A 23,700-nucleotide genomic window follows, 5' to 3' on the forward strand; every position below is an offset into this window, starting at 1 on the left:
GTTCAAGACCTCGTGATGTTAATGGGTGCCGGCGAGCAGTTGCTCGTCCAGCTCGCGCAGCCGATCCACTGTGCCGATGTCGCGCCACTCGCCAGCCAGCAGGCTGCCACCCACCCGTCCCTGCGCCATCCAGTCGCGCAGCAGGGGGGCCAGCTTGCGCGCCCCGCAGGGCAAGCCAGCAAAGGCAGCGGGGTGATAGAGGCCGACGCCGCTGAAGGTGAGGGCCGGGGTGTCCAGCACCCGACCCGCTTGCAGGGAGAAGTCACCTTGTGGGTGCTGGGGAGGGTTGGGCACCAGCCAGAGGTGGGCGAGATCCTCCCCAAGCGGCTGGCTCACCAGAGCGCGATAATCCAGGTCGAGCCAGGTATCGCCGTTGATCACCAGAAAGGGTTCGCTGCCCAGCAGGGGCAGCGCCTGCACGATGCCGCCGGCGGTCTCGAGCGCGCTCTCTTCGGCCGACCAGTGGATGGATACCCCGAGCGCACTGCCATCGCCGAGGGCCGCCACCAGCTTGTGTCCGAGCCAGGCGTGGTTGATGACAAGTGTGGTCACGCCGGCTGCCTTGAGTTTTTCGATATGGTGCACGATGAGGGGCTTGCCCCCCGCCGCCAGCAGCGGCTTGGGCAGCAGATCGGTGAGCGGACGCATCCGCTCGCCGCGCCCGGCGGCCAGGATCATCGCCTTCATGGTGTCACCCCGGTGCGCGCCAATCCGGGCAGCACCACCTGCTCCAGCCACTGGCCGAAGCGGGCCAGCACCGGATAGGCGGCGCCATGGCTGCGACAGACATCGACCACATAGCCCAGGGTGCGGGGAATGTCCTTGAGGTAGCCGGCCTTGCCATCGCGGTGATAGAGGCGGGTGAAGAGACCCGCCGCCTTGAGATGGCGCTGCATGCCGGTGAGATCGGCTGCGCGACGAAACGCGGCATAGTCCAGATTGCCGAGCAGGCCGGCCCCTTGCAGGGTGTCGAAGCCAAGTCGCATGCCCTGCTCGATCACCGCGTCCGGCCAGCGCACGTAGCAGTCTTTCAGCAGCGAGACCAGGTCATAGCTGAGCGGGCCTATGACCATGTCCTGGAAGTCGATCACCGCCAGTCGGCTGTCGGCCGGGGTCTCGCCACCACACACCATCAGGTTGCGGCTGTGGAAGTCCCGGTGCATCACCCCCTGGGGCTGGGCCAGGTTGTTCGCGGTGAGGCAGGCGAAGGTCTCCGCCAGCAGTTGCTCTTCCTGGGCGCTCAGCGTCAACTGCAGGTGGTGGCCCAGCAGCCACTCGGGGAAAATGCTGTTCTCCCGCGCCATGAAGGCCTCATCGAAGGGCTCGAGCGCCAGCGCGACCGCCCCCAGCCTCGGCAGCAGGGCGATGGCCTTGCCGTACCAGGCCAGCACGTTGTCATCGTTCAGGCAGCCGATGAGCTGGGTATCCCCGAGATCCGTCACCGCCAGCAGCCCCTGCTCGTAGTCCACCGCCCTCACCTCGGGCGCCAGCAGCCCAACGGCATGCAGGGCGGCCGCATTGCGAACGAATTCATGATTTTTTTCGGTTTTCGGATTAGCATCCACCCACACCAGACCGCCACCACGGAAGTAGCGGCGAAAACTGGCGTCACCGGAAATGAGGGTCAACGGGAGGTTGGCGTCACCGGAAATCCGGCGTGCCCATTGCAAAAGCAGGGAAGCGCGATCGTGCATGAGTCGGGAACCAAATTGGAAAGCAGCACTTGGCTGTTAGCCCTGGCCGCAATAATGCTTTATCATTGCCGGCTAACATAAAGCAATGACATGCAATGTCAACTCGATGGATCCTGACATAAAATGCATGCCCTGAATCAACCGTTTTTACTACGGATTGCGCGAGCCTTTCACATGACAAAATGGACACTGGGGTACTCCTGTCCCATCGCCCTGACCATCAGCCTTGTTCCTGCCCTGAGTCCGCTCATGGTCCAGGCAGCGCCACTCAATGCGCCACCCGCCACCGGGATCCTCGACAGCCTCTGCTATGACTATGTGCCCAAGATAGAGAAACCCAGCGCAAACGAGGACGCCAACGCCCTGCCCGTCGAGGTGGATGCCGATCGCCTGGAAGCCAAGCAGGGCGAGACCGCCGTCTACGAGGGTGACGTCAAGGTGCGTCAGGGCGTGCGCAAATTCGACTCCGATTATGCCCAGCTGGACCAGAAGAGCCGGGATGTCATCGCCATCGGCAACATCTATTACAACGACGGCCAGATCACGGTCACCAGCGACAAGACCCTCAAGTCCAACCTGGACACCAAGAACTCCGAACTGGAGGAGGGCAAGTATCAGGTTCATGGCTCACCGGTACGCGGCTTCGCCGAAAAGGTGACCATGACCAACAACAACCAGAACATCACCCTGGAGGGCGCCCAGTACACCACCTGCCCGCCGGGTCAGGAGGCCTGGACCCTGAAGGCAGGCAGCATCGACATCGACCAGTCGGAGGTGTTCGGGGAAGCCTGGAATGCCAGCCTCTGGCTCTATGACTACCCGGTCTTCTATTTCCCCTACATCAACTTCCCCATCAAGGATGAGCGCAAGACCGGTCTGCTCTACCCGGGCTATACCCAAAGCTCCAAGAACGGTATGGACATCACCCAGCCGTTCTACTGGAACATAGCGCCGAACTACGATGCCACCATCACCTCCCGCTTCATGGACAGACGGGGCCTGATGGAACAGGTCGAGTTCCGCTACATGCCGGATCCGGCCCATACCGGCAGCCTCTACTTCGAGAACCTGGCGGACGACAAGCAGTACGACGAGACGGACAGCCTCAACGACTACCTGTCCGATGGGCACCGCTACCTGCTGAACGCCCGCCACACCTCCAGGTTCCTGGACAACGCCCTGCAGGTGTCGGTGGACTACACCAAGGTGCGGGATCAGGATTACAACTACTTCAACGACTTCTCCCCCAAGGTGGGGACCCAGGTCGACAACCAGCTGCAGCAGTCCCTGAAAGCCGGCTACTTCCAGCAGAACTGGAACCTCAACGCCGAGGTGCGGACCTACCAGATCCTGCTGGCCAGCGCCCAGCAGCCCCACGAGCTGATGCCGCGCATCGATCACAACTACTACCAGCAGGGCAACTGGTACGATCTGGCCTGGAACACAGAGCTCACCAACTTCGGCTACAACAACGACCAGGCCGTCGAGCAGAACCAAGGAGAAGCCTACACCGGCACCCGCATCCATACGGCCCCGACCCTGACCATCCCCCTGGTGGACGAAGCCGGTTACTTCCTCGACAGCCAGTACAAGCTGATGTACACCCGTTACGATCAGACGGTGCCTGACAACATGAGCAGCACCTTCACAAACCGCTTTACCCCGCGAGAAGGGGGGGACGTCACCCTGGAAGAAGGCGTCATCACCCGGGTGCTGCCCTCGTTCCGCCTCAAGGGCGGCATGACCTTCGAGCGCGACCAGCAGTGGTTCGGGGAAGGGGCCAACCAGACCCTGGAGCCGGAGTTCCAGTACCTCTACGTACCCTACAAGGATCAGGACAACATAGGCGTCTATGACTCCACCACCATGCGCCAGGACTACTACAGCCTGTTCAGCGATCGCCGCTACGCCGGTCTGGACCGGATCAGCGACTCCAACCGGCTCTCAGTGGGGGTCACCACCCGCATCTATGATCCGGCCGGGGATGAACGAATCCGGCTGGCCGTTGCCCAAGCCTTCGACTTCGTGGCCCCCAGGGTCAAGCTCTACAGCAGCGACGAGCTGAGCACCAATACCCGCTCGCCGCTGTCGTTCGAGGGGGACGCCAAGATCAACGAGCAGTGGTATGCCCATGCCGGGGCGCAATATGATGTGGAGCAGCGCCAAATAAGCTCCGCCAACAGCGCCCTGGAGTACCGTCACGAGAAGTTGATCAGCCAGTTGAACCACCGCTTCGTGCGGGATGCCAACTACGACCTCGACCACAAGGGGCAGGTGACGGATCTCAACCAGATCGGCCTGCTGCTGACCACCCCGCTGGACGATCGCTGGCACCTTTATGGCGGCTACTATCAGGAGCTCAATCAGAACGTCAAAGTGGACCGCAAGGTGGGTCTGAAATACGACTCCTGCTGCTGGAGCATCAACTTCAACCTGGAATGGGTCAACACGCCAGATAACGTGAACAATACATCCACTGCCGAGCGCAGTTTCGGCATTCAATTTGAAATGAAAGGATTGGGTAGCGTGGGTACCGGCTCCAAGGGCACTTCCCTGGACACCGAAGCACTGCCTTACATTCGTCCGTTTAACCTGCGAGACCAGTAACCGGTCTGGCAAACGCCTTGAGAGATGGATATGAAGAAGACGTTGATTTCCCTGCTGACCGCAGGCCTGTTCGGAGTCATGAGCCAGGGAGCCCTCGCCGCCCCCGAGCTGATGGACAAGGTGCTGGCCGTGGTCAACAAGGATGTGGTGCTGGCCAGTCAGCAGGAGGCCCTGGTGCAAAAGGTCAAGGCCTCTGCCCAGGAGAGCGGCCAGTCCCTGCCCGATGACGTCACCCTGCGCAAGCAGGCACTGGATCGCCTGATCCAGGAGAGCCTGCAACTGCAACTGGCGGAGCGCCAGGGGCTCAAGATCAGTGACACCCAGCTGGAACAGGCCATTCAGAGCATCGCCGCCGACAACAAGATGAACCTGGAGCAACTGCGCGCCCAACTGGAGCGGGAAGGCCTGACCTACGCCCAGTACCGTGAGGAGGTGCGCCGCGAGATCCTGATGAACGAGGTGCGCCGCAGCCAGGTCCGCCGTCGCATCAACATCTCCGATCAGGAGGTCAAGCAGGTGGTCGAGGCCCTGAGCAAACAGGGCCAGCAGCAGACGTCATATCATATCGGCCATATCCAGGTCGCGCTGCCGGACAACCCGAATGCCGAGCAGCTCAACGCAGCCAAGGCCAAGATCGAGCGCATTCTGGCGTCCCTGAAAGAGGGGGCCGACTTCCGCAAGCTGGCCATTGCCGAGAGTAACGGTCCCAAGGCGCTGGAAGGGGGTGACTGGGGCTGGTTGAGCCCGCAGGAGATGCCCACCCTGATGGCGGAAGCCGTGCAAGGGGCCGGCAAGGGTGACATCGTCGGCCCGCTGCGCTCCGGCGCCGGTCTGCACATCATCAAGATCTTCGACACCAAGGGTCAGCAACAGGTCATGCAGACCGAGGTCAAGGCGCGCCACATCCTGATCAAGCCCTCCATCATCCTGAGCGAGGAGAAGGCCAAGGGCACCCTGGACGGCATCCTGCACGACATCAAGAGCGGCAAGGCGAGCTTCGCCAGCATGGCGGAGAAGTACTCCGAAGACCCGGGCTCTGCGGTGCAGGGTGGCGAGCTGGGCTGGTCCGATCCCAACGTCTATGTGCCGGAGTTCCGCGACATGGTCAACCGCCTGCAACCGGGCCAGATCAGCGAACCCTTCCGCACCAGCCACGGCTGGCACATAGTGCAACTGGAAGATCGCCGCAGCCAGGACGCCACCGGCAAGGCCCAGGAGCAGCGCGCCTATCAGCTTATCTTCAACCGCCGCTTCACCGAAGAGTCCCAGGCCTGGCTGGATGAGCTGCGCGACGAAGCCTACATCCAGATCGAACCCAATTGATGGGCGACAAGCAGATGAACAAGGCGCATCCAGGGCACGCCGAGGCACAGCTGAGCTGCCACCGGCTTGCCATCACCCCGGGTGAACCGGCCGGGATCGGTCCGGATCTGGTCCTGCAGATTGCCCAGCGGGCCTGGCCCCATCAGCTGGTGGTGATTGCCGATCCCGCCCTGTTGCGCGAACGGGCCGCCCTGCTGGGGCTGCCCGTCGAGCTTGAACCCTATGACGAAAGCGCCCCCACCCGTCCGCAGCGAGCGGGGACTCTGACCGTCTGCCCCGTGCCGCTCGGCGCCCCCGTGGTGCCAGGCAAGCTGGATGAGGGCAACGGCGCCTATGTGCTGGCCACCTTGCAGCGCGCCTGCGACGGCAACCTGAGCGGCGAATTCGCCGCCGTGGTGACCGGGCCGGTGCACAAGGGGATCATCAACCAGGCGGGCGTCTCGTTCAGCGGTCACACCGAGTTCTTCGCCCAGCAGTCCGACACCGCCGATGTGGTGATGCTGCTGGCCACCGAAGGGCTGAGAGTGGCCCTCGCGACCACCCATATTCCCCTTGCCTATGTGGCCAAGGCCATCACCGAGGATCGCCTTGGCAAGGTGATCCGCATCCTGGATGCGGATCTCAAGCGCAAGTTCGGCATCGAACAGCCCCGGATCTATGTCTGCGGCCTCAATCCCCATGCCGGGGAAGGGGGTCATCTGGGCCGTGAAGAGATCGATGTCATCGAACCCGCCCTGGCCGCCCTGCGCCAGGAAGGGATCGATCTGGTCGGCCCGCTGCCGGCCGATACCCTGTTCCAGGACAAATACCTCAAGGATGCGGATGCGGTACTCGCCATGTACCACGATCAGGGGCTGCCCGTGCTCAAGTACAAGGGCTTTGGCAACTCGGTCAACATCACCCTCGGACTTCCCTTCATCCGTACCTCGGTGGACCACGGCACCGCGCTGGATCTGGCAGGCAAGAACCTGGCAGACCCCGGCAGCCTCACCACCGCGATCAACCACGCCATCCAGATGGTAGAGACAAAAAGATATGAGCAGTAAGGTGCACATGGGCCACACGGCCCGTAAGCGTTTCGGTCAGAACTTCTTGCACGACCGGTATGTGATCGACCAGATAGTGGCCGCCATCAACCCGCAACCGGGTCAGAATCTGGTGGAGATAGGCCCGGGTCTGGCCGCGCTCACCGAGCCGGTCGCCGCCCAGATGGACAAGATGACCGTGGTCGAGCTGGACCGGGATCTTGCCGCACGTCTGCGCGAACACCCCACCCTGAAAGAGAAGCTGACCGTCATCGAAGCCGATGCCATGCGCTTTGACTTCAGCACCCTGATGGGGGAAGGCAAGGGGCCGCTGCGCATCTTCGGCAACCTGCCCTACAACATCTCCACCCCCCTCATCTTCCACCTGTGCGAATTTGCCGACCGGGTGGAGGACATGCACTTCATGCTGCAAAAGGAAGTGGTACTGCGTCTGGCCGCCGGCCCGGGCAGCAAGGCCTATGGCCGTCTGAGCGTGATGACCCAGTACTACTGTCAGGTAGTGCCGGTGCTGGAAGTGGGTCCGGGCGCCTTCAAGCCGGCGCCGAAGGTGGATTCCGCCGTGGTGCGTCTGATCCCGCACAAGAACCCGACTATCGTCGCGAAAGACATTCGTTGCCTGAACCGGGTCTGCACCGAAGGCTTCGGCCAGCGTCGCAAGACCATTCGCAACAGCTTCTCCAACTTCATCACCGACGCCCAGCTGACCGAGCTTGGCATCGATGGCAACCTGCGCCCGGAGAATCTCTCCCTCGAGCAGTTCGTCACGATCGCCAACTGGCTGGCCGACCAGCAACAGGCCTGATCCCATGACCCAAGCCCGGATAGTGGTCCGCCCCCACCCAAGCTATGTGGCGGGAACCGCAGATCCCTACCATTTTCTCTATCGCATCGAGATTGAGAACCTGGGTCCGGGCACGGTGCAACTGCTGCATCGACGCTGGCTCATTACGGATGCCAATGGCAAGATGCTGGAAGTGGAAGGTCCCGGCGTGGTCGGTGAACAACCCCTGATCGCCCCCGGCGAGACCTTTTCCTACCAGAGTGGCGTTCCCCTCGCCACACCGCTTGGCGTGATGGAAGGCAGCTACATCCTGCAGGATGAATCGGGGCAACAATTCGAAGCCCCCATCGCCCCCTTCACGCTGGCCGTCCCCAACATAATCAACTGAGGTTTCATGGCGAACTGTTTCGTCGGTGATATCCAGGGCTGCTACGACGATTTGCGCCGTCTGCTGGATCTTGCCGAGTTCGACTTCGATAACGACACGCTCTGGCTGTGCGGCGATCTCGTCGCCCGGGGGCCGGACTCCCTCAACACCCTGCGTTTCGTCAAATCACTGGGGCAGCAGGCCGTCACCGTGCTCGGCAACCACGACCTGCACCTGCTGGCGGTGGCCCACGGGGTCGCCCCGCTCAAGAAGAAAGACAAGCTGCAGGCGCTGATGGAGGCGCCGGATCGGGACGAGCTGCTGGAGTGGCTGCGTCACCGTCCCCTGCTGGCAGAACACCCCGACCTGCCCATCATGATGGTGCATGCGGGCCTCTCCCCCGCCTGGGACGCCCACACCGCCCGCAGTTGTGCCCGGGAGGTGGAGAGCCTGCTGCGCGGGGATCAGTACAGCTGGCTGCTGCACAACATGTATGGCGATCAGCCCGACAGCTGGAACGACAACCTGCTGGGCATAGAGCGTTACCGCTACATCATCAACAGCTTCACCCGGATGCGCTTTTGCTACTTCGACGGGCGCCTCGACTTCAAATGCAAGAAGGGCCCCACCGAATCGACCCCGGGCCTGCGCCCCTGGTTCGAGCAGCGCGAGCACCATGTGGATGACCCCATCCTGGTGTTCGGCCACTGGGCGGCCCTGATGGGCAACACCGGCAAATCCGATATCAAGGGACTCGACACCGGGTGCGTCTGGGGCAACAGCCTCACCCTGTGGCGCTACGAGGACGACGCCCTGATCGCCACCCCCTGCCCGGCCTATGCCAAGTAGAGCGGCTCTTTGCGGAACATGGGAATGATCCGCCGTTGAGAGGACAGCAATGCCCTCTCCTGCGAAATGGAGCTGAAAACAGAACGGGCCCGGCAATGCCGGGCCCGTTTTTTCATGATGAGCGGATCAGAGCCTGCGCCCCAGCCGTTTCTCGACCTGGCGCCGCTCCCATTCCGGGCCAAACAGCTTGAAGGGCTGGAACAGGTTGATGGCGTGAGAAGCCAATCCCAACCCCCAGCCCAGCATGGGCCACCAGGCCCAGATATAATCCGGGTTGCTCAGGTAGTTGATGATGAACAGCCCCCCTATCACCAGCACATAGCTCATGAGGTGGCCGTAGAAGCCCCTGAGCCCCTCCACGAACTTCATCGCCTCCCGCTCATCCCGCGCCACCTGCACGCGTCCCCGATCTTCGCCCTCATTCCCTTTCATCTCGCTCTCCTGCAGTTGGGTCACATCGAGCTCGAAGACGGCGGCCAGGGCCTTGAGGGATTCCAGTCCAGGTTGCTGGCCCTGCTCTATTCGCTGAATGGTGCGAACGCTCAGGCCAGTGAGGGTCGCCAGCTGTTCCTGGGACCATCCCCGTTGCAATCTCAACTTCCTGACGATCATCTTGCGCTCCTTGTGGTGATTGACAGGGCCAGCATAGGGGAAGGGGATGAGAGGCGACACGACAGATGGCCGACACTCACCTGACTTCCTTTAAAAATCAAAATCTTACTACCGCGCAATCGTGGCTTTTGCGCCCCGAGCAGCCAGGCTTGGCGTGCCGCTGGCGGCCAGGCGTCGCGGGGGTTACAACCCCTGCATCAGCTCGGCACCAATCTCGAAGGAGCGCAGGCGCGCCTGATGATCGACGATGGGGCCGTTGAACATCAGCTCGTCCGCTCCGGTCTCTGCCAGCAGAGCCTTGAGGCCGTGGCGTACCCGATCCGGCTCCCCCACCAGGGAGCGAGCCAGGGTCTGCTCCATCGCCATCAATTCGCGGGGAGACCACTCATCCCCCAGCGTCTGCACCGGCAGTGGCAGCTTGCCGGCATCCCCCCGGTAGAGACGCAGGAACTGCTGCTGTAGGGTGGTGAACAGGAAGCGGGCCTCACGGTCGGTGTCGGCGGCGATCAGATTCACGCACACCACCGCATGGGGTTTGGGCCAGCGGGCAGAGGGGCGGTATTGGGTACGGTAGATCTCCAGCGCCTGCAGCAACATGGCGGGAGCGAAGTGGGAAGCAAAGCCGAACGGCAACCCCATGGCCGCAGCCAGTTGGGCACTGTAGAGGCTGGAGCCCAGCAGCCAGATGGGCACATGGAGTCCCTGACCCGGCACCGCCTGCACGGCACCGACCTCGTCGCCAAAATAACTCATCAGTTCGCGTACATCCGCCGGGAAATCATCCACCTCGCCGCTGCGCTGGCGGCGCAGCGCGTGCATGGTGCGCTGATCGCTGCCAGGGGCGCGGCCCAGGCCGAGATCGATGCGATCCGGATAGAGGGAACTCAGCGTACCGAACTGCTCCGCAATGACCAGGGGGGAGTGGTTCGGCAACATGATGCCGCCAGCCCCGAGCCGCAACGTCGTGGTGCCCCCGGCCAGGTGGCCAATCAGCACCGCTGTGGCGGCGCTGGCAATGCCCGGCATGTTGTGGTGCTCCGCCAGCCAGTAGCGGTGGTAACCCCAGCGCTCCGCATGGCGAGCCAGATCCAGCGAGTGGCGAAACGACTCGGACGGCAGGCCACCTTCGGGAACGGGCACCAGATCCAGCACGGAATAGGGGACGACAGACATGGGACACTCCATTGGTTCACAGGGCGTTTATCAGGGGAGCAATGTAGCACGAGATATCTGAACGAATCATCTCACCACAGGGCAAGGGCGCAGCGCGAAGGCTGGCTGTTGATTTGGGGCCGAAGAGCGCAAGATCGAGTCCTAGGCTTTTTGTCATCCAGCAAGCACACTGTTAGGTGACCAATACGGCGATCGCCAGGGGACAAGGATCCGTCCATGACAAACGCAAGTCTCAGTCGCAGACCCTTTTACGTACACATTGCCACCCTTTTCATCCTGCTCTTCTCCTTGCTGGGGGGCGCCCTCATCGTGCTGCAGTTCCAGCAGGGCATGCAGCAGGGGCTGGAGCACGAACGTCAGAGCTTCCAGCAATACCGGGAGCAGCTTGCCCTCGCCATCAAGCTGAACCAGCGACCGGCCCGCATGTCCCTGAATCTGCTGCGCAGCGGCCAGCTGTCCGCCATGACAGACCTCGAGACGCGGCTAGCCTTCCTGCCCCAGCTGGCGGAAGTGCTGGCCAACAGTACCAGTTACGGTGCCATCTATGCCGGTTACGAGGACGGCGATTTCTTTCTGGTACGCAAGCTGACCGAACGGGCGAGAGGGGTGCTGGAGGCGCCTCCGCCCGAGAGCCGCCTGCTGGTCCAGAGCCTGCATCAGGGACAGGGAAAGTTCCTCTATTTCGACCAGCGGCTGCGGCTGCTGGAGCGGCGCCCCATGCCGGACTACCGTTTCGATCCTCGAGATCGGGGCTGGTACAAGGAGGCGCGCTGGAGCACGGGCATCATAGTGACCCACCCCTACCTCTTCTTCACTACCCGGGAGCCAGGCATGACACTGGCGGTGGAGAGCGACGATCGCCGGGCGGTGATCGGGCTCGATGCGGGCGTGGAGGGGCTCTCTTCCCTCATCGGCGAGTTGCCCCTGCCCGGTCACAGCCAGCTGGTGCTGTTTGACGAGGTCGGGACCCTGCTGGCCACGGATCCCGAGCGCCTCCCAAGCTTCGAGCAACTGAGCCGCCTGCCCATGCTGTCGGCCCTCAATCACCCCATTCTCACCAGGCTGCAACAGGAGATGGCCGCGCGGCCTGCCCTGCTGCATCACCCCGCCGAGCTGACCCTGGCAACGGTTCAGGGTCAGGAGTGGCTGGTCAATCTCTCCTCCCTCGGGGAAGAGTCCCCGTTTTATCTCGCCCTCCTGGTGCCCACCGAGGTGCTCACCGCCCCGGCGCGCCAGGATGCGCTGCACAATCTCGCCTGGGCCCTTGCCGGTCTGCTGCTCCTGCTGCCCGTCATCTGGCTGGCTGCCCGGCGCACTGCCGCCCCCTTGCTGGTATTGACCGGGGAGGCTGAGCGGATCCAGCACTTCGACTTTGGCGAAAGCCCGGGGCCGGATTCGGCGATCCGCGAAATTGACGACCTCGCCCGCGCCATGTCCAGCATGCGCCTGACCCTCGGCAATTTCATGAACATGGGCCGGGCACTGGCGGCAGAGCATCGCTTCGATTCATTGCTCAGCCGCATCCTGCACGAGACGGTGGCGGCTGCCCAGGCCGAGGGCGGCTGCCTCTTCCTGGCCCAGGAGAGCGAGATGCAGGCCGTTCACGCCATCTGGCAGGGGCAGCCGCTGGCGTGCGAACAGGTACAGTGGCAGGCGGCGCTGCTCGGTGGCCTCTACCACACGGAGCGCCTCTGCCTGCCCCTCGACGAGGCACAGTGGGCCCGCTTCCTCACCGACTGGGGCCCCTTCCCTGGTGCCTGCCAACTGCTGGTCGAGCCCCTTCACAACCACCGTCAGGAGCTGATCGGCTGCCTGCTGCTGATCCTGCCAGACTGCTCGGCCCGCGAACTGGCCTCGCGCATCAGCCTCATCGAGGCGCTGGCGGGCACTTCCTCCTCCGCCATCGAAAACCAGCGCCTGCTGGAGGAGCAGAAGCAACTGCTGGAAGCCTTCATCGAGCTCATCGCCGGTGCCATCGATGCCAAGAGCCCCTACACCGGCGGCCACTGCCAGCGGGTGCCGGAACTGGCCAGGATGCTGACCCAGGCTGCCTGCTCACAGCAGACGGGGCCCTTTGCCGATTTCCGGCTCAACGAAGAGGAGTGGGAGGCCATCCATATTGCGAGCTGGCTGCACGACTGCGGCAAGGTCACCACCCCGGAGTTCGTGGTGGACAAGGCGACCAAGCTCGAGACCATCTACGACAGGATCCACGAGATCCGCACCCGCTTCGAGGTGCTCAAGCGGGATGCCCACATCGAGGCACTCTGCGCCCTGCTGCCCCCATCCGGGCAGCAGGCCGCCCTCGAGGCCCTGCTCCCCCTCTGGCACACCCTGGATCAGGAGTTTGCCTTCGTGGCCGAGTGCAATCTGGGGGGCGAGTGGATGGCGCCGGAGAAGCTAGCCAGGCTGGATGCCATTGCCAGCCGCACCTGGTTGCGCACTCTGGACGATCGGCTCGGTATCAGTCAGGAGGAACGCAAGCGCCACCAGGAGGCCCCCTCTCCCCTCCCCTGCCGAGAGTCGCTGCTCGCCGACAAGGCGGTCCATCTCATCCCTCGCCCCGAGCACGACAATCTCGCCCGACACAACCCATGGGGCTTCAAGGTGCGGGTGCCCACCCACCTCTACAACCGGGGGGAACGCTACAACCTCGCCATCGGCCGTGGCACCCTCACCGAAGAGGAGCGCTACAAGATCAACGATCACATCATCCAGACCATACGCATGCTGGAGAAGCTCCCCTTCCCCCGCCATTTGCGCAAGGTGCCGGAGATTGCGGGGGGCCATCACGAGCGGATGGACGGCACGGGCTATCCGCGCCAGTTGCAAGGGGGGCAGATGAGCATTCCCGCCCGCATCATGGCCATTGCAGACATCTTCGAGGCGCTGACGGCGAGCGATCGCCCCTACAAGTCTGGCAAAACGGTCTCCCAGTCCCTGGCCATCATGGTGAAGATGGTGCAGGAACAGCACATAGACCCGGCCCTGTTTGCCCTCTTCATCGAGAGCGGCATCTGGCGGGACTACGCCAGACGCTTCCTCGCCCCCGAGCAGCTGGACGAGGTCGAATGCCAGGCCCTGCTGGCAGGATCACACTGACCTTCCGCCGACACTCGCCCATAAAAAAACGGTCAACCCGGGTTGACCGTTTTTCGTTCCACTTCGTCCCTTAGAACAGCAGGTGCGCCACACCGGCAATCACCGGCAGGGTGACCAGGGTGCGCAGCAGGAAGATGACGAACAGCTCCCACAACTTGACCGGGATCTTGCTGCCCAGCAACAGAGCGCCCACTTCCGACATGTAGATGAGCTGGGTGACCGACATGGCGGCGATCACGAAGCGGGTGATGTCGCTCTCGATAGTGGAGGCCAGCACCGCCGGGATGAACATGTCGGCGAAGCCCACCATGATGGTCTTGGAAGCGGCTTCCGCCTCCGGCAGTTGCAGCAGCTCGAGCAAAGGCACGAAGGGCGCCCCCAGCCAGTTGAACACCGGGGTGTGCTCCGCCAGCATCAGGGCACAGGTCCCGACGGCCATCACCACCGGCAGCACGCCAAATACCATGTCCAGGGCGTTTTTCACCCCTTCACGCGCCACGGCGCCGAGATCCGTCATGCTGTCGGCCTTGGTCAGGGCACGATGGTAGCCGTAGCTCAGCACGCTGTGCTGATGGGGGATGGCCTCCTGCTTGCGGCACAGGGGAGTACCGTCGCTGTAGACATCCTTCTTCCAGGAGAGCGGCGGCAGGCGCGGCACCACGATGGCGGCCACCACACCGGCCAGGCAGACGGTCAGGTAGAAGGGGACGAACATATGCTCCAGCTTCACCTGGGAGATCACCACCAGACAGAAGGTGATGGAGACGGCGGAGAAGGTGGTACCGATGACGGCCGCTTCCCGCTGGGTGTAGAACTTGCCTTCATACTGCTTGCTGGTCAGCAGGATCCCGACGCTGCCATCACCGAGCCAGGAGGCGAAGCAGTCCACCGCAGAACGACCCGGCAGACGGAACACCGGACGCATGATGCGGGTCATCATGGTACCGACAAACTCCAGCAGACCAAAATCCAGCAGCAAGGGCAGCAGCAGGCCCGCAAAGATGAAGACGGAGAACAGTACCGGCAGCAGATCGTGCAGCACCAGGCCGCCGGTCGCCCCTGAGCGCAGCACCTCGGGACCGGCTTCAAAGAAGGTCAACAGCACGAAGACCCCGCCCAGCACCCGCACGCACGCCCAGAAGGGGGAGACGTTGAACAGGCTGTTGAGGAAGGGGCGTTTTACCAGGATCGCCGGTTTGAACAGCCAGGCGATCAGGGTCATCAGCATGGTGGTGGTGATGATGGCGCTGACCATGGCCACCAGATGATCGGCAAACACCGTTTGAACCAGCTTCGCCAACACGGCGACGGGAATGGTGACATTGCCGTCATAGATGACCGGGGTCATGAACAGCAGGATCCCGATCAGTGACGGGATCAAAAACATCAGCACGTTGCGGCGAGTACGGATTGCCGGTGCTTCCAGGGTCTTTTCCAACATATAAACAGCCTTAAATGTGACTTTTCCTTCAGCCGGGCCGCCTGCATACTCATGCCCTCGCCCGGAAAACGGGCGCAAGAATAACCCAAAAAACTGCACAAACAAGCCGTTAATTGATCATTTCAAGCATAAATATTTTATCAGGCGAACCATCCATAAGAACAAACCAAAACAGTCATGCATATCGATTCAATTTGAATGGTTAGCATAATGTTTCATACAGGTTACATTCAGGTGCGCAGTATAATCCGCAGCCACTGTCAGGCAATAAGAGACATGAAAAATATATCTATAGGGTGACCCCGTCGATCCTCCCATAAAAAAACCGGAGCCTGTCTGGCTCCGGTCTTGTCACGAACATGATGCTCAATCGCGAACGTAAATGACTTCGACGCCGTCGTCGTCCTCATCGTCCCAGTCGTCATCGTCCAGGCCATCATCGAAGGCCTTGGACGCCGCCAGGGCATCGGCTTCCGCCTTGGCCAGCTGGTTCTTGTGATAGTCATCCCACTTGAACTCCACCTTCTCGATGGCGTCTCTGGCATCTTCCGCCAGCTGACGGGGCATGGTGTCCAGCAGATCCAGGATGTCGTAGCACACCTTCTTGGTGCCTTCCTTGCTGATGGCGGTGATGGCGTAGACCGGACCTTCGTGGTTGAGGGCTGCCTTGACTCTGTCCATCACTTCCTGAGCCTCTTCTTCCAGGATCAGGTCCATCTTGTTGAACACCAGCCAGCGCGGCTTGCCCGCAAGCTCGGGGCTGTATTTTTCCAGCTCCCGGACGATGGTCACGGCGTTCTCGGCAGGATCGGAGCCATCCACCGGGCAGATGTCCACCAGGTGGATCAGGACGCGGCAACGCTCCAGGTGCTTGAGGAAGCGGATACCCAGGCCTGCTCCCTCGGCAGCCCCTTCGATGAGGCCGGGAATGTCGGCAATGACGAAGGAGCGGGAGTTTTCACCGCGTACCACACCCAGGTTCGGTACCAGGGTGGTGAAGGGGTAGTCTGCCACTTTCGGACGGGCCGCAGAAACGGCGCGAATGAAGGTGGACTTGCCTGCGTTGGGCAGACCCAGCATGCCGACATCCGCCAGCAGCAGCAGCTCCAGCCTCAGGGTACGCACTTCACCCGGGGTGCCGTTGCTCTTCTGGCGCGGCGCCCGGTTGACCGAGCTCTTGAAGCGGGTGTTGCCAAGGCCGTGGAAGCCGCCCTTGGCAACCAGCAGCTTCTGATCGTGACTGGTCAAATCCCCCAGCAGTTCGCCGGTGTCTTCATCGGTGGCGCGGGTGCCGACCGGTACTCGCAGGATCTTGTCCTTGCCGCGACGACCGGTACAGTTGGCACTCTGGCCGTTCTCGCCACGCTCGGCGGCGTGGAAGCGCTCGAAACGGTAGTCGATCAGGGTGTTCAGGTTTTCATCGGCCACCAGATACACGTCGCCACCATCACCGCCGTCACCGCCGTCCGGGCCGCCGTTCGGGATGTACTTCTCGCGGCGGAAGCTCACACAACCGTTACCACCGTCACCGGCATCGACTCGAATCTGGACTTCATCAACAAACTTCATAGGTAACCGTCACCTTAATTCGAAAAACCGATACGCAATTATAGTGATACGGGCCCCTTCGGGCGAGGCGCATCTGGCCGATGAGGGCTGTCAGCGCCGGCTCATCCGCGTGCCGTTTTTTCGTCAAACTCATCAGAAAAACAAAAGCCCCGCCAGGTTGGCGGGGCTTCGGATCCTTGCGGTCCGTAATTACTCAGCAACGATGCTGACGTACTTACGATTCTGCGGACCTTTAACTTCGAACTGCACTTTACCGTTCGCGGTAGCGAACAGAGTGTGGTCCTTGCCCAGACCAACGTTCTCACCAGCGTGGAACTTGGTGCCGCGCTGACGAACGATGATGCTGCCAGCCAGAACTGTTTCGCCGCCGAAACGCTTCACGCCCAGGCGTTTAGCTTCAGAATCGCGACCGTTGCGGGATGAACCGCCAGCTTTTTTGTGTGCCATCTATCGGACTCCTCTAATTAAGCGCTGATGCCAGTGATTTTGACTTCAGTGAACCACTGACGGTGGCCCGCTTGCTTACGGTGGTGCTTACGACGACGGAACTTGACGATAGTCACTTTCTCGCCACGGCCGTGAGCCACAACTTCAGCCACAACCTTGCCACCTTCAACGAAAGGAGCACCTACTTTGAAAGTGTCGCCTGCAGCAACCATCAGCACTTCGTTGAAGTCGATGGTAGCGCCAGTCTCAACGTTCAGCTTTTCCAGACGAACGATTTGACCTTCGGCCACACGGTGTTGTTTTCCGCCGCTTTGGAATACCGCGTACATTTGATTAACTCCGTAAAGGCGTGTCTTTTGCTCAAGGCCAGACACGCACAAAAACCTATAACAATGGGCGGGCATTCTACGCAGAACGATTTGCCGAGGCAAGGCCAATTTAGCAAAAAGTTTATTTTGTGCGCATATCTGCCCCCGTGAATAAACGCCTAACTGTAACCCATTGTGAAATCGTGTAGAATCCCCGCCATTGCTAAAAACGCAGTAAATGCTGCCGTCACGTTACGAGACTTATGGACCAACAGACTATCCGTGCGCTCTGTGCCGCCGACATGACGGCGGTCAATGAACTGATCCTGGCGAGACTCCAGTCCGATGTCAGCCTGATCAACCAGCTGGGTTTCTATATTGTCAGTGCAGGCGGAAAACGGATGCGCCCCATGCTGACCGTGATGGCCGCACGCGCACTGGGCTATGAGGGTGAAGATCACCTGAAACTGGCCGCCATCATCGAATTCATTCACACCTCCACCCTGCTGCACGACGACGTGGTCGACGAATCCGACCTGCGCCGCGGCCGGGAAACCGCCAACGCCCTGTTTGGCAACGCCGCCAGCGTCCTGGTGGGTGACTACCTCTACAGCCGCTCCTTCCAGATGATGAGCGAACTCTCCAACCTGAAGGTGATGGAGATCCTCTCCGATGCCACCAATACCATCGCCGAAGGAGAAGTGCTGCAGCTGATGAACTGCAACGATCCGGATACCACGGAAGAGAGCTACATGACGGTCATCTACTGCAAGACCGCCAAGCTGTTTGAAGCCGCGACCCGACTCGCCGCCGTGCTGACCCATCAGCCCGAGCCCGTCGAGCAGGCCATGACCGACTACGGCAAGTACCTGGGTACCGCGTTCCAGATCATCGACGACGTGATGGACTACTGCTCCCAGAGCGAGGAGATGGGCAAGAACGTGGGTGACGATCTGGCCGAAGGCAAGCCGACCCTGCCACTGTTGCGTGCCATGGAAGTGGGTACCCCGGAAGAGCGTCAACTGGTGCGCGATGCCATCGAGCACCGCAACGGGATGGATCACCTGGAGCGTATTCTGGGCATCCTGGATCGCACCGGAGCTCTCGAATACTCCCGCCAGCGAGCTCGGGAAGAGGCTGACAAGGCCATCGACGCCCTCGCCATCCTGCCGGACTCCCGGCACAAGCAAGCGCTGGAGACCCTGGCCCACATGGCGGTGCAGCGCAGCGCCTGATGCCAGCCGGCGGACAATAAAAAAGAGGCCCTCTGGCCTCTTTTTTATTGTCTGAATTCGCCGTGCCACTGTCGTATCAACACAGGTTATAACGGGCCAACGCCCACAAGATGACACCACCGGCCACCACCAGACAGCCGCCGATGCGGCGCAGCTGTTCCGGCGGCAACTCCCCGAGCAGGCGCAGCATCTGCTGCCATGCCCTGGGAGCAAGCAAAGGCCCCAATCCTTCGAAGAGCAGCAGCAACCCCAGCCCCATCAACATGGATGTCAGCATCACCTCTCCTTATCCCTGTTCCCCTGCCGGTCTGTGACCGGCAAACAAAAGGGCCTGAATCATCAGGCCCTTGGGTCATATCAACACGTGTTTACTGCTTGTTGCCGTGCGGCGACTTGAGGTAGCGGAAGAACTCGCTGTCCGGTTTCAGGACCATGAGGTCGTTGCCGCCGGCGAAGCTCTTGCGATAGGCCTCCATGCTGCGCACGAAACTGAAGAACTCCGGGTCCTTCTTGTAGCTGTCGGCATAGATCCTGGCTGCTTCGGCATCCCCTTCACCACGCAGTTGACGGGCATTACTCTCGGCGTCGGCGATCATCACGGTCACCTTGCGGTCGATGTCGGCACGCAGGATCTCGGCCTGCTCGCGGCCCTGTGAACGGTGTTCACGGGCAACCGCGGTCCGCTCGGCACGCATCCGCTGATAGATGGAGCTGGAAACTTCCACCGGCAGGTTGATCTGCTTGATGCGCACATCCACCACCTTGATGCCGAGCTCGGAGGAGCGCGCCATCTTCATCAGGGCATCTTCCATCACGGTACTGCGCTCGCCGGAGACGATGTCCTTGATGGTACGGTTACCGATCTCGGAACGCAGGCCGTTGTTGATCTTGCGCTTGAGCAGGTCTTCAGCCTGGATCTTGTTGCCACCACCGGTCGCCAGGTAGTACTTGGAGAAGTCCTCGATCTTCCACTTCACGTAGGAGTCGATGATGAGGTCCTTCTTCTCGGACGTAACGAAGCGATCCGCCTGGCCTTCCAGGGTCTGGATGCGGGCATCCATCTTACGTACCTGGTCGATGAGCGGCACCTTGAAGTGCAGGCCCGGCTCGTACAGGCGCGGTTCACCGGAGTCGACCCGTTTCACCTTGCCAAACTGCACCACGATCCCCTTCTGTCCTTCATCGACGATGAAGATGGACGAGAAGCAGACCATGGCGGCCACAGCGATGACACCAATAGCTAGCTTTTTCATCTATCAGTTTCTCCCTGTGCTGAAACGGTCACCGCCACGCAGCGGGGTCGGAGTGGAGTTGGCCCCTTCGTTGGACGGCTGGGCCGCCTCGACTGCCGGGGTGCCCGCAGGACGTGCCGGTTGCACGGCATTCGCCTTGCCAGAGAGCTTGTCGAGCGGCAGGTAGATCATGCTGTTGTTGCCAGCCGGCATGTCGACCACCACCTTGTTGGCCTGCTGATAGAGCTCTTCCATGGTTTCCAGGTAGATACGATCACGGGTCAGCTCGGGCGCGGCCTGATACTGGGGCAGCAGCTCGTTGAAGCGAGCGACTTCACCCTTGGCCTTCAACACGATCTGGGACTTGTAGGCTTCGGCCTCCTGCTCCAGACGTTTGACCTGGCCACGAGCCTTGGGCTCCACTTCACGGGCATAGGCTTCCGCTTCACGGATGAAACGCTGCTCATCTTCCTGGGCGGAGATGGCGTCATCAAACGCATCCTTCACCTCTTCCGGCGGACGCGCCGGCAGGAAGTTGACGTCCACGATCTGCAGACCCATCTGATAGGGCTCGATGATGCTGTCGATCACCTGCCAGGTTTCCTGACGCACCTTCTCACGACCCGTGGTCAGCACATCGTCCATCCGGGTGTGACCCACCACGTAGCGCAGGGCGCTGTCGGTGGCCTGGCTCAGGCTCTCGTCGGCGTTGGTCACGCTGAACAGGTACTGCTCGGGATCGACCACGCGATACTGCACGTCCATCTCGACCCGTACCACGTTCTCATCCTGGGTCAGCATGAAACCGGACGCCGGCAGGGAACGGACAGACTCCACGTCCACCGGGATCACCCGGTCGATGAAGGTCGGCTTCCAGCGCAGGCCGGGATCCACGTTGTGGGAGTATTCGCCAAAGCGCAGCACCACGCCCCGCTCGGCTTCACGAATGGTATAGAAGCCGCTGACGACCCACACCACTACCGCCACCACCAGAGCGATGGAGAGGCCAAACTTGCCTACATCGCCACCACCAGACTTGCCGCCACCGAGCAGACCACCAAAACGGCGGCTCACCTTGCGCAGCATCTCGTCCAAATCAGGGGGTCCCTGATTCTTGCCGTTGTTCCCCCAGGGGTCACGGTCTTTGCCGTTGTTACCAGGCTCATTCCAAGCCATCAGCGTCTCCATTAATACATGCGGATGGATATCATCTCTATCGGGTCATCAACCGTTGATGAAGCCAGCAAACATTCATCTCATCGACGAATCAATGCCTGATAAAGCGTTGTAAACTATCACCTTCTTGTTTCATGAGGCGGTTCCAGTCAGCCAGTTGCAGGCGGACTTCCAACACAAAATCCCCCTCCTCGCTGAAACCTTCCTGCTCGATGCCCTTGAGGCGATAGAGCGCACTGCGCAATCTGGCGGCCGAAGGCGGCAACTGCAGGGTGTGGTGCACCATGGAGCCGGCCAGCAATTCAGTCAGGGCCGTAAACAGGTCTGCACATCCTTCCCCGGTCTGGGCTGACAGCCAGACCCGCACCGGGCGCCCCTCTTCGTCACGCTCCAGCCCGACCGGATGTTCACCCAGCTTGTCGATCTTGTTGCAGATCATCAGCTGGGGTCGGTCATCGGCTTCGATCTCGGCCAGCACCTGCTGCACCGACTCGATATTTTCCTGCATCTGCTCATCGGCACAGTCCACCACGTGCAGCAGCAGGTCCGCTTCGCGGGTCTCCTGCAGCGTCGCCTTGAAGGCCGCGACCAGATCATGGGGCAAGTGTCGAATAAATCCAACTGTATCCGCCAGAATCACATCACCCACATCCTGGATCACCAATTTGCGCAGGGTCGGATCCAGGGTTGCGAACAATTGGTCGGCAGCATACACGCTGGCAGCTGTAAGTTGGTTGAACAAAGTGGACTTTCCGGCGTTGGTGTAACCCACCAGGGAAACGGTCGGCACCTCGTTGCGGTTGCGGGCACGACGCCCCTGCTCCCGCTGCTTGGCCACCTTGTCGAGGCGGCGCAAAATGGCCTTGATGCGCTCACGCAGCAGGCGTCGGTCGGTTTCAAGCTGGGTTTCACCCGGGCCGCGCAGACCGATCCCCCCCTTTTGTCGCTCAAGGTGGGTCCAGCCTCGCACCAGACGAGTGGAAAGATGGCGCAACTGGGCCAGTTCGACCTGCAACTTGCCTTCGTGAGTGCGGGCGCGCTGGGCGAAGATATCGAGGATAAGACCAGTCCTGTCCACGACCCGGCACTGGAACAGACGCTCCAGGTTGCGCTCCTGGGCAGGGGTCAGGGCATGGTTGAAGATGACCACGTCGGCGTCCAGCATCTGGACCTGGGACGCGATCTCTTCCGCCTTGCCGCTGCCGACAAAAAATTTGGCGCTGGGTGCGCTGCGACTGGTGGTGATCACCCCCAGTGCATTGACCCCGGCCGAGCTCACCAGCATCTTGAGCTCGTCCAGATCCTCCCGCTCGCCCTCATCGCTGAAGTTGACATGTACCAGAACGGCCTGTTCACCAGCTTCGTAACGGTCAAACAAGCGCTTGCTCCTTGACAGGTATCATGATGGATCTGAGTTGGCGAGTGAACTCGCCGCAGGATATCACGCCTCGGCTTCACCCTGCTCTTCACCGGCGGCGCCCGGGGCGTGCTGGTGATGGTTGACGGCACGGGCCGGCACCACGGTGGAAATGGCGTGTTTGTAGACCATCTGGCTCACGGTGTTCTTCAGCAGAATGACAAACTGGTCAAACGATTCGATCTGACCCTGCAGTTTGATGCCGTTCACCAAATAGATAGAAACAGGAATACGCTCACGGCGCAGCGCATTCAAAAACGGGTCTTGGAGAGATTGCCCCTTAGCCATCTTTCTTTTCCTTATAGTTTGTTGTTTTTAAACACCGGATATTCAATATAACAACCTGATTATACAGGAGTGTCAAGCCGGACCAGCTTGGGCGACGACCCTGGCCAGATTGCCAGACTCACCAGATTCCAACCAGGTCACATCAGGCCAACCGCGCAACCAGGTCATCTGACGCTTGGCCAACTGGCGGGTGGCAACAATGCCGCGATAACGCATCTCATCATACTCCACTTCCCCCGCCAGGTAGTCCCACATTTGGCGGTATCCCACGCAGCGAATGGAGGGAAGATCCGGGGTGAGATCCCCCCGCTCGTAAAGCGCCCTGACCTCCTGCTCGAAGCCGCAGCCCAGCATCTTGTCAAACCGCTGCTCGATGCGCTGGTGCAGCACGGCCCGATCCCTCGGCGCGATGGCAAACTGCAGCGCCCGGTAGGGCAGCCCCTCTCCCTGTACCTGGGTCAACTCGGTGAGGGTCTTGCCGCTGATGCGGTAAACCTCGAGCGCCCGGCACAGGCGCTGGGGATCGTTGGGGTGGATGCGGGCACCGGCCACCGGGTCGATGCGCACCAGTTCGTCATGGAGCGCCTGCCAGCCGAGGCGGGCAGCCTCTTCCTCGATGCCGGCCCGAATGGCGGGATCGGCGGAAGGCAGCGGAGAAAGCCCCTCCAGCAGCGCCTTGAAATAGAGCATGGTGCCGCCCACCAGCAGCGGAATGCGACCACGGTCGGCGATCTCTTTCATCTCCCGCAGGGCATCCTTGCAAAAATCCGCCGCCGAATAGCTCATGGCGGGATCCAGGATGTCGATGAGCCGGTGCGGGGCCTGCGCCAGCTCGGCTGGCGTCGGCTTGGCGGTGCCTATGTCCATGCCGCGATAGATGAGCGCGGAGTCCACGCTGATGATGTCGCAGGGCAGGGCCTGGCACAGTTCAATGGCGAGATCCGTCTTGCCGGAGGCCGTCGGCCCCATCAGAAAAATTGCAGTCGGCAAGTCAGCCACGTTAAACACTCCCTTCGGCCGCCCCTTCACGGGC

At 61.4% G+C, this 23,700-nt stretch carries 22 protein-coding genes; 8 read left to right on the forward strand and 14 right to left on the reverse strand.

From position 1 onward, the window contains the following. Window positions 1-18: 18 nt before the first annotated feature. On the reverse strand, window positions 19-687 hold the full coding sequence (murU, locus tag AB5Y64_RS02045; RefSeq protein ID WP_171865071.1) for an N-acetylmuramate alpha-1-phosphate uridylyltransferase MurU: 669 nt from the start codon (window positions 685-687) through the stop codon (window positions 19-21). Next, a complete protein-coding gene (locus tag AB5Y64_RS02050; RefSeq protein ID WP_368203191.1) occupies window positions 684-1,694 on the reverse strand; it encodes an aminoglycoside phosphotransferase family protein in 1,011 nt (336 codons plus the stop codon). The genes murU and AB5Y64_RS02050 overlap by 4 nt, the downstream gene beginning before the upstream one ends. Before the next feature lie 174 nt (window positions 1,695-1,868). On the opposite strand from AB5Y64_RS02050, the gene lptD reads away from it, so the two are divergent. The 6 genes from lptD to AB5Y64_RS02080 are packed head-to-tail and all read left to right on the forward strand — an operon-like array spanning window position 1,869 to window position 8,667. Continuing rightward, complete coding sequence (gene lptD, locus AB5Y64_RS02055; RefSeq protein WP_223929873.1) at window positions 1,869-4,301, forward strand: LPS assembly protein LptD; 2,433 nt, start codon at window positions 1,869-1,871, stop codon at window positions 4,299-4,301. A 30-nt stretch (window positions 4,302-4,331) separates the two neighbouring features. After that, window positions 4,332-5,624 carry a peptidylprolyl isomerase SurA gene (surA, locus tag AB5Y64_RS02060; protein WP_052816417.1) on the forward strand — a complete coding sequence of 431 codons (1,293 nt, stop codon included), beginning with the start codon at window positions 4,332-4,334 and terminating at the stop codon, window positions 5,622-5,624. Window positions 5,625-5,674: 50 nt separating this feature from the next. Further along, window positions 5,675-6,670, forward strand: coding sequence for a 4-hydroxythreonine-4-phosphate dehydrogenase PdxA (pdxA, locus tag AB5Y64_RS02065; RefSeq protein ID WP_368203211.1), 996 nt, complete (start codon window positions 5,675-5,677; stop codon window positions 6,668-6,670). Further along, window positions 6,660-7,472, forward strand: a complete 813-nt coding sequence (gene rsmA / locus AB5Y64_RS02070) for a 16S rRNA (adenine(1518)-N(6)/adenine(1519)-N(6))-dimethyltransferase RsmA (protein ID WP_010673207.1) — start codon at window positions 6,660-6,662, stop codon at window positions 7,470-7,472. Before pdxA ends, rsmA begins: the two co-directional genes overlap by 11 nt. Before the next feature lie 4 nt (window positions 7,473-7,476). Beyond that, window positions 7,477-7,839, forward strand: coding sequence for a Co2+/Mg2+ efflux protein ApaG (gene apaG / locus AB5Y64_RS02075; protein WP_010673206.1), 363 nt, complete (start codon window positions 7,477-7,479; stop codon window positions 7,837-7,839). A 6-nt stretch (window positions 7,840-7,845) separates the two neighbouring features. Then, window positions 7,846-8,667: a symmetrical bis(5'-nucleosyl)-tetraphosphatase gene (locus tag AB5Y64_RS02080; RefSeq protein ID WP_039040022.1), complete on the forward strand. Its 822-nt coding sequence runs from the start codon at window positions 7,846-7,848 to the stop codon at window positions 8,665-8,667. Window positions 8,668-8,793: 126 nt separating this feature from the next. On the opposite strand, the gene AB5Y64_RS02085 is transcribed toward AB5Y64_RS02080, so the two are convergent. Together AB5Y64_RS02085 and AB5Y64_RS02090 are read right to left on the reverse strand one after the other, a co-directional pair. Continuing rightward, entirely contained in the window at window positions 8,794-9,279 is a 486-nt protein-coding gene (locus tag AB5Y64_RS02085) for a 2TM domain-containing protein (RefSeq protein ID WP_045523772.1), read from the reverse strand. Window positions 9,280-9,462: 183 nt separating this feature from the next. Further along, window positions 9,463-10,452, reverse strand: coding sequence for a luciferase-like monooxygenase (locus tag AB5Y64_RS02090; protein WP_103244305.1), 990 nt, complete (start codon window positions 10,450-10,452; stop codon window positions 9,463-9,465). Between the two features lie 216 nt (window positions 10,453-10,668). On the opposite strand from AB5Y64_RS02090, the gene AB5Y64_RS02095 reads away from it, so the two are divergent. Beyond that, the gene (locus AB5Y64_RS02095) at window positions 10,669-13,554 is read left to right on the forward strand and encodes an HD domain-containing phosphohydrolase (RefSeq protein ID WP_103261492.1); all 2,886 of its coding nucleotides are present in this window, start codon (window positions 10,669-10,671) and stop codon (window positions 13,552-13,554) included. A 70-nt stretch (window positions 13,555-13,624) separates the two neighbouring features. On the opposite strand, the gene AB5Y64_RS02100 is transcribed toward AB5Y64_RS02095, so the two are convergent. The 4 genes from AB5Y64_RS02100 to rplU form a co-directional block, all read right to left on the reverse strand. Further along, entirely contained in the window at window positions 13,625-14,995 is a 1,371-nt protein-coding gene (locus AB5Y64_RS02100) for a YjiH family protein (protein ID WP_010673201.1), read from the reverse strand. Between the two features lie 366 nt (window positions 14,996-15,361). Beyond that, on the reverse strand, window positions 15,362-16,564 hold the full coding sequence (gene cgtA, locus AB5Y64_RS02105) for an Obg family GTPase CgtA (protein ID WP_010673200.1): 1,203 nt from the start codon (window positions 16,562-16,564) through the stop codon (window positions 15,362-15,364). Between the two features lie 189 nt (window positions 16,565-16,753). Then, entirely contained in the window at window positions 16,754-17,011 is a 258-nt protein-coding gene (gene rpmA / locus AB5Y64_RS02110; protein ID WP_010673199.1) for a 50S ribosomal protein L27, read from the reverse strand. Between the two features lie 17 nt (window positions 17,012-17,028). Continuing rightward, a complete protein-coding gene (gene rplU / locus AB5Y64_RS02115) occupies window positions 17,029-17,340 on the reverse strand; it encodes a 50S ribosomal protein L21 (RefSeq protein WP_005304210.1) in 312 nt (103 codons plus the stop codon). Window positions 17,341-17,582: 242 nt separating this feature from the next. On the opposite strand from rplU, the gene ispB reads away from it, so the two are divergent. Then, on the forward strand, window positions 17,583-18,554 hold the full coding sequence (ispB, locus tag AB5Y64_RS02120; RefSeq protein WP_043152564.1) for an octaprenyl diphosphate synthase: 972 nt from the start codon (window positions 17,583-17,585) through the stop codon (window positions 18,552-18,554). Window positions 18,555-18,630: 76 nt separating this feature from the next. Here the strand turns inward: ispB and AB5Y64_RS02125 are convergent, their stop codons facing one another. The 6 genes from AB5Y64_RS02125 to miaA all read right to left on the reverse strand — a co-directional run bounded on the left by AB5Y64_RS02125 (window position 18,631) and on the right by miaA (window position 23,657). Next, window positions 18,631-18,831, reverse strand: coding sequence for a DUF2065 family protein (locus AB5Y64_RS02125; RefSeq protein ID WP_043152561.1), 201 nt, complete (start codon window positions 18,829-18,831; stop codon window positions 18,631-18,633). A gap of 91 nt (window positions 18,832-18,922) precedes the next feature. After that, a complete protein-coding gene (gene hflC, locus AB5Y64_RS02130; protein ID WP_010673196.1) occupies window positions 18,923-19,807 on the reverse strand; it encodes a protease modulator HflC in 885 nt (294 codons plus the stop codon). A 3-nt stretch (window positions 19,808-19,810) separates the two neighbouring features. After that, a complete protein-coding gene (gene hflK / locus AB5Y64_RS02135) occupies window positions 19,811-20,962 on the reverse strand; it encodes an FtsH protease activity modulator HflK (protein ID WP_010673195.1) in 1,152 nt (383 codons plus the stop codon). 91 nt (window positions 20,963-21,053) lie between these two features. Continuing rightward, window positions 21,054-22,340 carry a ribosome rescue GTPase HflX gene (gene hflX, locus AB5Y64_RS02140; RefSeq protein ID WP_161470478.1) on the reverse strand — a complete coding sequence of 429 codons (1,287 nt, stop codon included), beginning with the start codon at window positions 22,338-22,340 and terminating at the stop codon, window positions 21,054-21,056. A gap of 63 nt (window positions 22,341-22,403) precedes the next feature. Continuing rightward, window positions 22,404-22,667, reverse strand: a complete 264-nt coding sequence (hfq, locus tag AB5Y64_RS02145) for an RNA chaperone Hfq (RefSeq protein ID WP_011704864.1) — start codon at window positions 22,665-22,667, stop codon at window positions 22,404-22,406. Window positions 22,668-22,739: 72 nt separating this feature from the next. Beyond that, window positions 22,740-23,657 (reverse strand): tRNA (adenosine(37)-N6)-dimethylallyltransferase MiaA, encoded by a 918-nt coding sequence (gene miaA / locus AB5Y64_RS02150; protein WP_161470477.1) that lies wholly within the window; start codon window positions 23,655-23,657, stop codon window positions 22,740-22,742. Between the last annotated feature and the right edge of the window lie 43 nt (window positions 23,658-23,700).

The organism is Aeromonas sp. R5-1, assembly GCF_040908265.1.
Classification (GTDB): domain Bacteria; phylum Pseudomonadota; class Gammaproteobacteria; order Enterobacterales; family Aeromonadaceae; genus Aeromonas; species Aeromonas caviae.